A 12,372-nucleotide genomic window follows, 5' to 3' on the forward strand; every position below is an offset into this window, starting at 1 on the left:
GGTGTTCGGCAGGCGTCCCCGAGAGTCGTGGGTGTGGCCGGCTGATGCAGGGGCTGCTCGGATCAATGCTGACCCGACGCCGACTTCTCTGATGGCCAGTCAGCTTCCGGCGCCGGGGTTACGGCACCCGCCCGGGCTGCCATCGCGACCGCGTTGCGGCCCGGGGCGCTGAGCCCACCACGGCGGTTCCCAGCCGCGTGTCGACTGACGCCCGGCAACCTACGGCTCCTCCCTCCTGCAGCACGAAGGAGCATGCACTGTTGTGTGACTTCGACAATCCGGAGAGTCGCCTCCGCCTGGCTCTGTCACACCGCCGTGGTGCTGTGCTGGACCCGTCGGTGGCCATTCCTCTCGGACGCTCATCGGCGTTCCGGGCTCCTCGGCCGTGGATGCAGGTGTGAATCCCGCGTCCCGGAGATCCTCGCCGGTTCCATGGTGTCGATTCCGTCCGTGCTCGTCCCTCACATGAGCAGGTGACGATCGCCATCCAGTCGTCGGCGTTCGAAGACGAGCCGGACGGCGGCGGATCCCTCTCCGACGGCGGCGGCGACCCGCTTCACGCTGCCGCTGCGTGCGTCGCCGACACAGAACACGCTCGGCTCGCTCGTTTCGAAGGGCAGTGGTGCCCGGTCGGCTTCCCAGGCGCTGTCGAGATCCTGTCCGGAGAGCAGGAAGCCGTTGCGATCCGTCGCCAGCCGACCGCCGAGCCAGCTGGTGCAGGGCGTTGCGCCGATGAAGACGAAGACGGCGCCGGCCTCCAGGCGTGAACGCCGGCCGGCCTTCCGGTCGACGACGTCGATTGCGGTGATCTCCGAGTCCGCCACGAGGGCGACCGTCTCCGTCCGAAGCCACACCCGGATCCTCGGGTTGGCCGCGATCTCCTCGATGAGGTAGCGCGACATCGAATGTTCCAGATCCTCGCCCCGGACCAGCAGATGTACTGGACCGGATGTCCGCGACAGGAACATCGCGGCCTGTCCCGCCGAGTTTCCCCCGCCGATGACAGCGACCGGCTTGCCGAGGCAGGACTGCGCCTCGGCGACGGTGGCGGCGTAGTGAACGCTGTTTCCCTCCCATGACTCGGCTCCGGGCACGGTAAGGCGCCGGTACTCGGCGCCGGTCGCGATGATGACGTCCCGGGCCCTGAACACGCGCCCGTCGTCGCAGGTCACGCAGTGTCTGCCGGGGCGGCCGGCGAAGGCGGCGGCGCGGGCGTTGCGGTGCAACCGGACGCCGAACTTGGCCGCCTGCACGACACCGCGGGCGGCGAGCTCGGCGCCGGAGAGACCTGCGGGGAACCCGAGGTAGTTCTCGATCCGGGAGGAGGTACCGGCCTGGCCCCCGAAGGCCGCCGCGTCGAGCAGAGCCGTCTGCAGTCCCTCCGACGCGCCGTACACCGCCGCCGCCAGGCCGCCCGGGCCGCCTCCGACGACCAGCAGGTCGCAGACGTCCCGGTCGTCGTCGGCCTCGGCGGGTGGCTCCCCGAACTCTGCGGCGATGTCGGCCGGTTGCGGGTTGCGCAGCATCGGCCGCCCCGGGACGAGCACGATGGGGAGGTCCGCGACGGGCACCCGGAGTTCCCGAAGCAGCGCCTCGGCCTCTGGCCGATCCTCCAGGTCCAGCCAGTTCACAGCGGTCCGACTGCGTGAGAACGACTGCAGCAGTGCCCGGCAGTGTGGGTCGTACCGGGATCCGACCAGCGTGAGACCGGCGCGCTTGCGCAACAGGTTCGCCCGGCGTTCGAGGAACGTTCGCAGAACGAAGTCGCTGAGGTCGGTGTCCTGCGTCATCAGCACCTGGATCTGCCGCAGCGGGACGCGCAGCACCCGGCCCGCGCTCCGCATGACGCCGGCGAGGCGTGCGCGCTCGCCGGTGAGCATGCCGATCTCGCCCAGGAACTCGCCCGGACCGTACGAGGCCACTACCCGCTCGGTCGTCTCACCGAGCCGTTCCACGATGTCCGCCGCCCCGTCGAGGACGACGAAAAAGTCGTAGGACGCGTCGCCGGCCGCGAAGAGGACGTCCCCGGCGGCTGCGGCGTGCTCCGAACCGACCACCCCCAGCCGTGCGAGCTGCTCGCGCGCGAGGAGCGCGACCGGAGTCCACGCAGGATTCCCGCTCAGTCCATGGTCGTCCATCGCCACCCTCTCGATCTGACCCCGGTCCCATCCTGCGTGCCGCCGGTCCGCCCGGTCTGTCACCCGTGCGGGTGAGGAAACGGCGCCGACATCACGTGAGCGGGTAAGCCGCGCCGACCGGTCCGAGGCTGGACGGAGTTCAGCGCCCCGGACGATGGCGGTCGATACGAGGCTGGGATCCCGCAGTCGGATGCCGGCCTGCGCGACGGCGGCAGCGGGAGCGTGTGCGGCGACCATCGACGTTCAACATCTGAATCCGTGGCGCGGCGGACCGGAAGGCCGAGCCGTGGCGCGTCGGCGGCGCCTTCCGGACATACTTGACTGAGTGCGACATGAAGGTCGGCTTCCTCGTCCGGCGGACTGTCCAGGAGGAGAGCTCATGACATCGCAGAATGGCATCGACACCTCTGTCCCGCCGAGCGGTTCGGGCTGCGTCGAGTGCGACGCCGCCGACGGATGGTGGGTACACCTGCGGCGCTGCGCGCTGTGTGGCCACGTCGGGTGCTGCGACGACTCGCCCGCCAAGCACGCCACCGCCCATTGGACGGCGACCGGACACCCCGTGATCCGCAGTTTCGAACCGGGCGAGGGCTGGTTCTGGAACTTCGACACCTCGGAGTATTCCGAGACCGGACCCGAACTGGCTCCACCCGACAGCCACCCCCTCGACCAGCCGGTCCCGGGCCCCACTGGGAGGGTGCCCGCCGACTGGGCGGAGCAGCTGGACCGGCACTGACGGAAGACCGGCGGCTTGCCTGCCGGCCACACCCGGTCGATGAGTGACTGCGCGCGTTGTTCCTGGCGGGCCGTGAATCGCGGATCTCGCTTGTTCGGCGCGTACGCGCTACTGCGGTCCGCTGTGCTGCTGCCCATCAAGCGCGGGCCGGGCCCACTCCGCACTGCGCGCGACGAGGCTGGGACGACCAGGTCCTATGCGTGCCGGGTGACGATCCTGCCGGACTGCGCAAACAGGATCACGGTGTCAGTTGTGAGTTGCAGCGCGGTCCGGTGACCGTCCTACTCCAGACTTGGCGGTGTCCATGGAACACCGCGATCGAACGGTGGGCCGGACGCGCACTCAGTTTCCAGGTGTAGTCCGCGGGCCTCTGACCGATACTGGTCCACGGACAAGCATGGGGAGTTGCCCGACGGCCGTGCGTCGATGTCGGAACCGAGCGCGCTGCTGAAGGCGGGCTCGGTTCACGGTCCGCGCCAGACGTTGGCGAAGGCGGCTTTCTCGATGTTCCGCCTCTGGCGTACGGCCTCCAGCTCCATCACCGCGTCGTGGACGGTGGTCACCACGGTCGTCACTGCGTCGTCATCGAGGCCGGTCTCATCGTCGGAGCGTTCGTCGTCGATGCCCACGATCGAGGCGAGGGCGGCCAGGACGGGTTCCTTCTCGTTCCAGCGGTCGGCTGCACGGCGGCGGGCGGGTGTATCGACCGGTTCCATGCGTCCCGAGCCGAAGGGCAACCGACTGCTTCGCTGCGGCTTCAGCTCACCGTTCTCCTCCAAGGCGGCCTGGTACGCGGCCGAGAGGTCTCGGCCACGGCGCCACAGCCAGTCCTCGACCCGTTCGTAGGGTGCCTGCCGAGTGAGCCCTGCCGCGGCCTCGCACATGAACCGGTCGTCCAGCGTCGGCGGTTCACCCGGCACGATGCGGTCTCCGTCCAAGGCGACCGCACCCGCACCGATGAGATCGATCAGCTCGGCTCCCGCGAGTGCGAGGGACAGGTCGCCCTGCCCTACGGAATGCTTCAGGTCCATGGAGATGATGAACAGGTCTTTCGCCGTGGTCATGAACGGCTCCCCTCGGAGACATCGAGAAAGGTGCGTCCCCCACCGGACACGGGTGACGCAGCTCCTCGGCGGCCTCAATGACGCCCTCTGCCGGTCGGTACATACGCCGACACCCCTGGGAGGGCTTGTGTGACGATCAGGCAGTGAGGCCTTCGATCGCCACGGGAAGGTGGCGGGGGCCGCGCAGCACTGCGTTGGCGCGGTACGGCGGCGGGTCCTCGATCAGCCGGGAGAACTTGACCCGGCGGAACAGTTCGGGCACAGCCACATGTAGTTCTATACGGGCGAGCGGGGCGCCGAAGCAGTAGTGGATGCCGGTGTAGAAACCCAGGTGCTCGTTGTCCTTGCGGTCGGGATCGAACCGGTCGGGCTCCTTGAAGCGTTTGGGGTCGCGGTTGGCCGCGGCCAGCATGAGCCAGACCGGTGAGCCTTTGGGGATCGTGGTGCCGGCGACGTCGATGTCGGCCAGGGCGGTGGTCCACGGGACGAACTGGACCGGGGGCTCGTATCGCAGTACTTCCTCGATGAGGGGGACGGCCAGTTCCGGCTCCTTCTGGAACCGGTCAAGGACGTCGGGGTGGCGCAGCAGGGTGAGGGTCGTGTTGGTGATCGCGTTGACGGTGGTCTCGTGGCCGGCGACCAGGAGCAGGACCGCGGTGGCCTCCAGGTCTGCCGGTGTCATGTCGGGGGCGAGCGCGCTGAGTATTCCGGGGCCGGGGTGGCGGCGTTTGGTCTCGATCAGGTCGGACAGATAGGCGCCGATGTCCTGGCGCGCCTGCTGTGCCTTTTCCTGGCCGCTCCGGCCGGCGGCTTGGGGATCGATTCCGGACGCGAGGGCGTCGGCCCAGCCGTGGAAGAGCGGTTCGTCCTCGCGAGGCACGCCGAGGACCTTGCAGATGGCAGTGACGGGAAGGGGATAGGAGAAGTCCTCGACGATGTCGACCTGGTCCTTGCCGTCGAAGGCGTCCAGCAGCTCGGTGACGACTTGGGCCAGCTCTCCGCGCAGTCCGTCGAGGAATCTGGGGCTGTGCGGAGGACCGAACGGCCGGTTGATGGTGTCGCGCAGCCGGTCGTGCACGGGCGGGTCGGTGAAGATGAAGCTGGGTGGCAGACCGGTCTCCTCCGCCGGGTGCCCGACGCGCGCGTAGCCCGGCGGACGGTTGCTCGTGTCGTTGCTCAGCCGCGGGTCGTTGGCCAGGTTCCGCACCTCGTAGTAGGTGCTGACCAGGTAGGTGCCGTCGTCCTCCCGCCTGACCGGTGTCTTGCGCAGTTCTGCGTAGAGCGGGTACGGATCGGCCCGATTGGCGTAGTCGGCGATCTGCGCAGTGATGGTGCCTGGGGTCATGGTGTCTCCTGAGGGGCTCCGGGCGGCACAGGGCCGGTGATCAGGCATGCGACGGAACGAACTCGACACGCCGCTCGTCCGGTGAGTGACCCGTCAGCGTGACGGTGGGCCCGTGGGTGGGCAGATGGGGGTCGGGGAAGGCCGGGTCGACCGGCTCCAGAGTTTCGGTGCGACGGTCGACCGTGTCGTACTCCGGCGGGAACGGCGCGCCGGCCGCGATCTGCTGCTCGTAGAACCCCAGCCACTTGGCTCCGTCGAAGGACGCCGCGGCGATGACGCGGCCGTGGTACCCGTACACCGCTACGAACCGCTCCTCGGAGAGCGTCCCCTGGGCGACGACCAGCTGGTCGCCCAGCGAGGGAACACCCACCGACTTGATGTTGACACCGAACTGGGATGACCAGAACATCGGCAGCCACAGATGCGGACGGCGCTTTGGACCTGCACAGATCATGTTGTGGGCGGCGATCTCGGCCTGTTCGACCGCGTTGCCCCAGTGCTCCAGCGCCAGGAACTGGTAGTCGAACAGCGGGTGGGGGCTGCGTGCGACATCACCGGCGGCGTAGATGTCGTCGGTGACGATGCCATTGACGTCGAACACCCGGCACCCGGCGTCGCACGCGATCCCCCGGGGGCCCGCGGCCACCCCCGAACCGGCGAGCCATTCCGTGTTCCGGACGGCACCGAGCGAGACGACCGCCACCTCCACGTCGATCGCCGAACCGTCGGACAGATGAGCGCGCCTGAGTCGTCCCGCATAGTCGCCTTCGAGGGCGGTGACACTGACTCCGCAGCACAGATTGACTCCGTGCTTGCGCTGCAGCCGGTCCGCGACCGCGCCGATCACCCCGCCGAGCGCGCCTACCAGCGGTGCCGGGCCGCGCTCGGCAACTGTGACCTCAAGGCCCAACTCCCGGCAGGCGGAGGCGACCTCGGAGCCCGTGAAACCGGCTCCGATCACCAGCACCCTGGAGGCGCCCCCGGTCAGTTTTCGGTGCAGGCGTGCTGAGTCGTCGCGGGTACGCAGCACGAAAACCCCGTCCAGTGCAGCCTCTTCCGGGTGGAACCAGGGCCGAGCTCGTGTCCCGGTGGTGATCAGCAGGCGGTCGTAGGGCACGGTGTCGCCGTTCGCCAGGCGCACCCGCTTCGCCTCCCGGTCCAGGCCCTCAGCGGCGCCGCCCAGACGCCACTCGGCATCGATGTCGCGCCGCCGAGGCAATGCCGTGTCCTCGGCCCGCGCCCGCCCGAGCAGCGCCTGCTTCGACAGCGGCGGCCGGTCGTAGGGTTCGTACGGCTCGTCGCCGATCATGGTCAGCGATCCGGTGAAGCCCTTGTCGCGCAAGGTTTCCGCCGCGCGCAGACCGGCCAGCGAGGCACCGACGACGACAATGCGGCCCTGGCGCCGCAAGACCTCGACGTCGGTCTCAGCGGACATGGGGCTCCACGCCCTTCGTCGGCTCGTCGGAGTAGTCGACGAGGATGGCCTGGACCGGGCAGGCTGCAGCAGCCTTTTCCACCCGGTCACGTTGCGCCTCGTCGAAGTGCGGGGAGAACAGCAGCGCTTCGTCGCCATGCAGAGCGAAGACGTCCGGGGCGAGAAAGACGCACTGAGCAAATCCCTGGCACCGGTTGAGATCGACGACAAGCCTCATCTGGAACCCGCTCCCTGGATCGGGCCGCGGTCCTAGGCTTCGCAGCCCTTGTGCTCGGTCCACACGATCGTTCGGCATGCCTTTCCTTCAGGATCGGCCCCTTCACAGCGGCCCGCAAACCGGGTGCGGGGCCGCTGCGTCGATCGGCTTCGGGCTGCTCCTCCAGGTCCGAACCGATCGCCCCGAGCCGAGCGCGCTGCTCGCGCGCGAGCAGCGCGACCGGAGTCCACGCCGGATTCCCGCTCAGTCCATGGTCGTCCATCGTTACCCCTCTCGATCTGATCCCGGTCCCGGCCGCGTTCGATGAGCCGAACCTGATCGCGCACAGCGGCCTGGTGCCGGAGGCTTCGGCGTAGTCGCACGGCGTCCGATGTGTGACTGAGTGAGGTCGACTTCGGCAAGATCGAAAACTTTCGCATCTCGCCGGTCGCGGGAGGGGGGCGTCCCGCCAGGGTATGAATTCGTCCTTCGGCTCAGCCCTTGCTTTACATATCGATATTCGATAGATTTCCATCGTATTTCGATGGAAGGATGAGTCATGGGAAAGCTGACCGTGCGCGCGCTGCGCACCGTGCTCGTGGTGGTGCTCACCGGCACCGTGTTCGTACAGGCATTGATGGTGTGGGCGTTGGTCAGCGGAAACGATCCGGAGGACGGGTCGCTCCCGCTGACCGCGCTGCGCGTGATCACGATCCTGGGCATCGGAACGGCTCAGGTCGCCCTGGTCTGCGTATGGCGACTGGTGGCGATGGTGCGGCGCGGAACTGTGTTCTCCCACGCCGCCTTCCGGTACGTGGACGTCATCATCGGCGCGATCGTCGCGGCTGCCCTCGTGTGGTTCGCGGTCACGGCCGTGAATGCGCCCGGCCAGCGGGAAGACCCGGGCGTCACTCTCATCATGGGCGGGATTGGCGTGGCCATCCTGGGGGTCGCGCTCATCGTGCTCGTACTGCGGACGCTGCTCGCCCAGGCCGTCGCCCGCGATGTCGAAGCGGCGCAGATGCAGGCCGAGTTGGACGAGGTGATCTGATGCCGATCGCCGTCGACATCGACGTGATGCTGGCCAGGCGGAAGATGTCCGTGGGCGAACTCTCAGACCGCGTAGGGATCACGCCCGCCAACCTGGCGGTACTCAAGAACGGTCGCGCCAAGGCGGTGCGCTTTACGACGCTCGCAGCACTCTGCGAGGTGCTCCAGTGCCAGCCAGGCGATCTGCTTCGCTGGGAGGCCGAGGACACCGCGGGCGAATGAACCGTGCCTGCCGACGCGTCATCGCCGATCCCGCTTGCCTTTGACCAACTTCGCGAGCATCCCGGGCGTACCCGGAGACATCCCGGGCCGGCTGGAGCGTCCGGCCGAGGTGCCCGGCCCTCGCGATCCACGCGGCGTACGGCACGCTCTGGTCGTCATGCTTGCGCTGTCCGCGTGCGCGTTTCCGGCCGGAGCGACCTCTCTGCCGGCGGTGGGTGAGTGGATCACCGACGCCCCGTCGTCCGTCCTTGGAGCGTCTCGGCGTACGGACCGATCCGCCGTTCCCGAATCGGTGCCTGCCGGCGGAGTCGGCGGTGCGTCGGCTGCTGGGCCGCATCGACGGCGACGCGTTGGACCGGGCGATGGGCCGCTGGATTCATGTACTCGCAGCCTGCGACCGCCTCTGAGGCCTGGTCCTGGCCAAACTCGACGTTGGCGTAAAGACCGACGAAACCACCTGCTTCCAGCCTCTGCCGGAGACCCTTGCCGATCCGGCGGACGTGGTCGTGACCGGCGACGCCATGCACACCCAGCGCGAGCACGCCGGCTACCTGCTCGGCCGAGACACGCAGTACATCGTGATCGTGAAACGGAACCAGAAGAAGCTTCACAAGCAGCTCTACAAGCAGATCAAATCCCTTCCCTGGAAGCAGATTCCGCTGCAGGCAGCACCCACGACACCGGGACGACCGCGGTGAGATCCGCCGCATCCAAGTGCGCACGGCGAACAGCCTGCTCTTTCCCGGCGCCCGCCGGGCCATCCAGCTCCAAACGCCGCCGATGGAGCGCAACACCGGCGAGGTCAGGATCAAGACCGTCTGCGCGGTCACCAGCCCAACTGCGGAACAAGCCACACCCGCCGAGCTCGCTCGGCTGATGCGCAGCCATTGGAAGATCGAAGACCTGGACCACGTCCGAGACACGACGATCGCCGAGGAAGCTTCCCAGCTGCGACCGGCTCAGCACCCGGCGCCATGGCGACCTGGCGCAACCTCGCCGCCAGCGCTCTTCGCCTCGCCTGGAAGAGCAGCATCGCCGCCGGCCTCCGGCACAACGCCCGCGACGCCGGCCGGCCGCTCATCCTTCTCGGACTCACGTGATCACGAATCGGACGGCACGCGACTGCGCCGAAGTCCTGGTTTGGTGCCCCTGTCCATATGGCCGGAGACCGTCGATCGGGTCGCGCTCTTTGGCGGTGCCCGCGTACAACCAGGCCTCGGTGAGCAGCCCGTCGTTCGCCGCCGGGCAACTGGCCCGCCCATGTCGCCGGACACCTGCCGGGCGCCATGCTCAGCTTCCTCCTGCTGGACCGCATCGGACTCGGCGGCGGAGCCTGGGCCGGGATCTGGCGCATCGTGACCGGCGCCGCCGTGGGGGTGGCCGCCGTGACCGCCCTCCGGACCCTGACGACGAGCGCACCGCCCCCACTGCCGCGTTCCTGCCGGCACCGGTCCGACGTGGCCGGCTGGCCGCGCAGGCAGTTGTGGCCCTGGGGGCCAACCACCGGCACCGGACGGGGCGGTAGCCATGGGCCCGGACGGCGGAGTCCCCGGGCTCGCCCCGCTCGCGGGCAATCGTCCGGCTTGTCACGGCCGTGGCCCCCTGGCGGTGGTGCGCCCGTACTCCGGATATTTCGTTCGAGGAGCGGGCCGGGCGGTCGCGTCGGCCGTGGGCGTACGCGGCGGTGTGGTGGCCCCACACTCCGGGTACGTCCGCGGCGCTGCAAGGGCATGGGCTGTGCGGGCCCGGCGCGTGCTCAGATCCTGACCTGTACGTACTCCTTGCCCTTGTCGTTCTCGACCACGACCTTCTCGACGTCGTCCAGGGGGACGGCTGCCGAGCCGTCGAGGTTCGCCCCCTTCTCTTTGTTGGCGACCAGCCAGCTGCCGGCGATCTCGCGCTTGCCGCCCTTCGCCACAACCACGATGCGGCAGCGCTCTCCCGCCGGGATGCCGGTGACCGAGGCATTGAGGCGGATCCAGTCGACTGCCGGTGTCACCTTCAGGCGCATCTCGCTGCCGGTTCTGGTGCTGTGGCCCTCGACGACCTTCACGCTCCCCGGGGGCGTGGCCGGTGCGGTGGCCGTGACCGAGGGTGCCGGCGGGCGGGCCTCCAGGGCGCGGCCGTCGCCGGTGTTCTGCCCGATCAGTATGCCGCCACCGAGCACGGCGCCCGCTGCGACCGCCGCGACCGCGCCCAGGACCGCTCTTCGCCGCAGCGTCTGCCCGGCGCGTTCGTTGCGGACCTGCCTCAGCGTGCGCTGGAGCAGCAGGTCACCGCCTTCCGGGGGCCCGTCGAGGAACGCCTCCGGGGGCATTTCGCCGAGCGCGGACTCCATCTCCCGCAGCCCGTCCAGTTCGTCGCGGCACTTCTGGCACGAAGCCATGTGTTCGTCGATGGTTCGCACCTCCTGCTCATCGAGCGCGCCGAGGACATAGGCGCCGAGCAGTTCGCTGTCGTGTTCCCTGGTGCTCACACCGCCACCCCCTTCAACGCCACCAGCTTCACTGCCGTCGGTCTGTCCGCGTACATGTCCCGCAGGGCCTTCAATGCATAGTGTGACCGGGACTTGACCGTCCCGGGTGGTATCCCGAGTCTGTTCGCCGCCTCGGCGACGCTCCTGCCCTGGAAGTAGATTTCCATGAGTACGTCCCGGTGGTCCGGGGAGAGCCGGTCGAGCGCCTCCATGACGACCATCGAGTCGACCACGGCGTCCGCGTGGTCCTGCTCGACGGGTTGGGTGGTCACCGACTCGGCGACCTCCGTGGGGCGCGCGGCCTTGGCCCGGTACCGGTCCGTGATGATGTTGCGGGCCACGGTGAGCAGCCAACCACGTACCGAGCCCTTGCCGTTGACCAGCGCGTCCGGATGTTTCCAGGCCCGGATCAGGGTTTCCTGGACCACGTCCTCGGCGGCGCTGCGATCGCCGGTCAGGCGTTGCGCGTACGCGAGCAGGGCTCTGCCGTGTTCCTCGTAGAGGGACCGGATCAGTGCCTCGTCACCGGTGTCCTGTCTCTGCCGGCTGCGGGACCACAATGCCGCCATCCATCTTCTCCGTCCTCTCCTGGGCCGATGCGCTGAACACGGACGGCGGGCCGGGTCGGTTCAATTCCCGGCAGATGTGAGACAAGTCACAGGTTGGTCGGGGGCTGTGCGAGGGGTCCTGGTCACCCCGCCCTGCACTGCCGGTCCTCGTTGATGCAGCGCACCAGCTCCGCCATGCGGTCCCCGGTCATCACGTTCACGAACATCGCGTGGTCGGTGATCGGGTCGCGCAGCTGCTCCGGGAAGGAGTCGACGGCGAACGGCGTGCCCTCCGGGAGTTCATAGGTGAGGGTGACGCGCAGTTGCGGAATGGGGAACGTGGCCCGCGGGCAGGCGCCGTCGGCGGCGGGGAACGGTGTGTGCGCGCGGTGGTCGGGGCTGTCGGTGGCGAGGCCGTTCCAGCAGCTCGGGAAGTCCAGGGTGCGGGTCGGTCCGCTGCCCTGCGGGCAGCGTGCGTAGTTCCGGGTGAACCGGTCCGGGTAGCCGGAACAGCCCCACTGTGCACGGACGTTCGTGCTGTCCGTGGTGGCCGCGACCGGGTCGCCCGTCATCAGCCGCAGGAAGCGGGGCATGCCGACGACCGAACTCACCGGGTTGCCACGGAACTCCACCCGCACCGAGGAGGCGGTGACGGCCTCACCGGTGTTGCCGTGGGCACCGACGCCGGCCTTGTGGGCCTCGCCGGTGCGGTCGAGGCGGCGCAGCACCGGCCAGTAGTAAGTGGACCGGTCGCCGCCCGCACAGGTGGTCTCGGCGGCGGCCAGAGTCCGGTCGGTGGACAAGGCGTTGGTGGAGAGATTGCCGACGTAGTCGTGGGTGTGGTGGGCGCCGTTCACGACGCCCGGGGAGGTCACGACGTTGTCCATGTTGTAGTGGCCCTGTTCGTTGCGGCCGCAGTCGACGGTGTACGAGCCGGTGGATGCGTCGGGTCCGGCCGTGGGCGCCCGATTCGGCACAACGGTCCCGATGTCCACGTACTTGTCGTCGGCGGGTGCGCCGGACACCGTGGCGGCCCTGCCGGCGCCGAACGTCATGACGCCCAGGATCACGATCAGCCCGAGCACCACGGGCAGTATCCCCCAGAACAGGCGGGAGTTGGGGAAGGGCAGCTTGATCCGCACGGATGCAGGGTGTCACCAGG

13 protein-coding genes are annotated in these 12,372 nt (G+C 69.0%); 4 read left to right on the forward strand and 9 right to left on the reverse strand.

Translation table 11 applies throughout. The features are described from left to right. Positions 1 to 461: 461 nt before the first annotated feature. Positions 462 to 2,138, reverse strand: a complete 1,677-nt coding sequence (locus AADR41_RS13420; protein WP_342281594.1) for an FAD-dependent oxidoreductase — start codon at positions 2,136 to 2,138, stop codon at positions 462 to 464. 379 nt (positions 2,139 to 2,517) lie between these two features. On the opposite strand from AADR41_RS13420, the gene AADR41_RS13425 reads away from it, so the two are divergent. Next, a complete protein-coding gene (locus tag AADR41_RS13425) occupies positions 2,518 to 2,874 on the forward strand; it encodes a UBP-type zinc finger domain-containing protein (RefSeq protein WP_342281595.1) in 357 nt (118 codons plus the stop codon). A 464-nt stretch (positions 2,875 to 3,338) separates the two neighbouring features. On the opposite strand, the gene AADR41_RS13430 is transcribed toward AADR41_RS13425, so the two are convergent. The 4 genes from AADR41_RS13430 to AADR41_RS13445 all read right to left on the reverse strand — a co-directional run bounded on the left by AADR41_RS13430 (position 3,339) and on the right by AADR41_RS13445 (position 6,935). After that, entirely contained in the window at positions 3,339 to 3,938 is a 600-nt protein-coding gene (locus AADR41_RS13430) for a GOLPH3/VPS74 family protein (RefSeq protein ID WP_342281596.1), read from the reverse strand. Between the two features lie 136 nt (positions 3,939 to 4,074). Beyond that, the gene (locus AADR41_RS13435) at positions 4,075 to 5,283 is read right to left on the reverse strand and encodes a cytochrome P450 (RefSeq protein ID WP_342281597.1); all 1,209 of its coding nucleotides are present in this window, start codon (positions 5,281 to 5,283) and stop codon (positions 4,075 to 4,077) included. A gap of 40 nt (positions 5,284 to 5,323) precedes the next feature. Beyond that, complete coding sequence (locus AADR41_RS13440) at positions 5,324 to 6,718, reverse strand: NAD(P)/FAD-dependent oxidoreductase (protein ID WP_342281598.1); 1,395 nt, start codon at positions 6,716 to 6,718, stop codon at positions 5,324 to 5,326. Then, the gene (locus AADR41_RS13445; RefSeq protein WP_342281599.1) at positions 6,708 to 6,935 is read right to left on the reverse strand and encodes a ferredoxin; all 228 of its coding nucleotides are present in this window, start codon (positions 6,933 to 6,935) and stop codon (positions 6,708 to 6,710) included. Before AADR41_RS13445 ends, AADR41_RS13440 begins: the two co-directional genes overlap by 11 nt. A 538-nt stretch (positions 6,936 to 7,473) precedes the next feature. Between AADR41_RS13445 and AADR41_RS13450 the strand changes: the two genes are divergently transcribed. Both AADR41_RS13450 and AADR41_RS13455 read left to right on the forward strand, forming a co-directional pair. Continuing rightward, on the forward strand, positions 7,474 to 7,965 hold the full coding sequence (locus AADR41_RS13450; protein ID WP_342281600.1) for a DUF2975 domain-containing protein: 492 nt from the start codon (positions 7,474 to 7,476) through the stop codon (positions 7,963 to 7,965). After that, positions 7,965 to 8,186, forward strand: coding sequence for a helix-turn-helix domain-containing protein (locus AADR41_RS13455; protein WP_342281601.1), 222 nt, complete (start codon positions 7,965 to 7,967; stop codon positions 8,184 to 8,186). The genes AADR41_RS13450 and AADR41_RS13455 overlap by 1 nt, the downstream gene beginning before the upstream one ends. Before the next feature lie 224 nt (positions 8,187 to 8,410). On the opposite strand, the gene AADR41_RS13460 is transcribed toward AADR41_RS13455, so the two are convergent. Continuing rightward, positions 8,411 to 9,016 (reverse strand): hypothetical protein, encoded by a 606-nt coding sequence (locus AADR41_RS13460; protein ID WP_342281627.1) that lies wholly within the window; start codon positions 9,014 to 9,016, stop codon positions 8,411 to 8,413. A 144-nt stretch (positions 9,017 to 9,160) separates the two neighbouring features. On the opposite strand from AADR41_RS13460, the gene AADR41_RS13465 reads away from it, so the two are divergent. Then, positions 9,161 to 9,286 carry a hypothetical protein gene (locus AADR41_RS13465; protein ID WP_342281602.1) on the forward strand — a complete coding sequence of 42 codons (126 nt, stop codon included), beginning with the start codon at positions 9,161 to 9,163 and terminating at the stop codon, positions 9,284 to 9,286. 656 nt (positions 9,287 to 9,942) lie between these two features. Here the strand turns inward: AADR41_RS13465 and AADR41_RS13470 are convergent. From AADR41_RS13470 to AADR41_RS13480, 3 genes are all read right to left on the reverse strand, one after another. Further along, the gene (locus tag AADR41_RS13470; protein WP_342281603.1) at positions 9,943 to 10,662 is read right to left on the reverse strand and encodes a zf-HC2 domain-containing protein; all 720 of its coding nucleotides are present in this window, start codon (positions 10,660 to 10,662) and stop codon (positions 9,943 to 9,945) included. Continuing rightward, on the reverse strand, positions 10,659 to 11,231 hold the full coding sequence (locus tag AADR41_RS13475) for a sigma-70 family RNA polymerase sigma factor (protein WP_342281604.1): 573 nt from the start codon (positions 11,229 to 11,231) through the stop codon (positions 10,659 to 10,661). Before AADR41_RS13475 ends, AADR41_RS13470 begins: the two co-directional genes overlap by 4 nt. Positions 11,232 to 11,353: 122 nt before the next feature. Further along, positions 11,354 to 12,352, reverse strand: coding sequence for a DUF1996 domain-containing protein (locus AADR41_RS13480; RefSeq protein ID WP_342281605.1), 999 nt, complete (start codon positions 12,350 to 12,352; stop codon positions 11,354 to 11,356). Between the last annotated feature and the right edge of the window lie 20 nt (positions 12,353 to 12,372).

It is taken from the genome of Streptomyces sp. CLV115 (assembly GCF_038448545.1).
In the GTDB taxonomy this organism is placed as follows: Bacteria; Actinomycetota; Actinomycetes; order Streptomycetales; family Streptomycetaceae; genus Streptomyces; species Streptomyces sanglieri.

Coding starts and splice junctions, on each gene's coding strand:
- AADR41_RS13440 (WP_342281598.1), bottom strand. CDS start 6,718: ATGTCCGCTGAGACCGACGTCGAGGTCTTGCGGCGCCAGGGCCGCATT.
- AADR41_RS13455 (WP_342281601.1), top strand. CDS start 7,965: ATGCCGATCGCCGTCGACATCGACGTGATGCTGGCCAGGCGGAAGATG.
- AADR41_RS13465 (WP_342281602.1), top strand. CDS start 9,161: ATGGCGACCTGGCGCAACCTCGCCGCCAGCGCTCTTCGCCTCGCCTGG.
- AADR41_RS13430 (WP_342281596.1), bottom strand. CDS start 3,938: ATGACCACGGCGAAAGACCTGTTCATCATCTCCATGGACCTGAAGCAT.
- AADR41_RS13475 (WP_342281604.1), bottom strand. CDS start 11,231: ATGGCGGCATTGTGGTCCCGCAGCCGGCAGAGACAGGACACCGGTGAC.
- AADR41_RS13445 (WP_342281599.1), bottom strand. CDS start 6,935: ATGAGGCTTGTCGTCGATCTCAACCGGTGCCAGGGATTTGCTCAGTGC.
- AADR41_RS13435 (WP_342281597.1), bottom strand. CDS start 5,283: ATGACCCCAGGCACCATCACTGCGCAGATCGCCGACTACGCCAATCGG.
- AADR41_RS13450 (WP_342281600.1), top strand. CDS start 7,474: ATGGGAAAGCTGACCGTGCGCGCGCTGCGCACCGTGCTCGTGGTGGTG.
- AADR41_RS13420 (WP_342281594.1), bottom strand. CDS start 2,138: ATGGACGACCATGGACTGAGCGGGAATCCTGCGTGGACTCCGGTCGCG.
- AADR41_RS13425 (WP_342281595.1), top strand. CDS start 2,518: ATGACATCGCAGAATGGCATCGACACCTCTGTCCCGCCGAGCGGTTCG.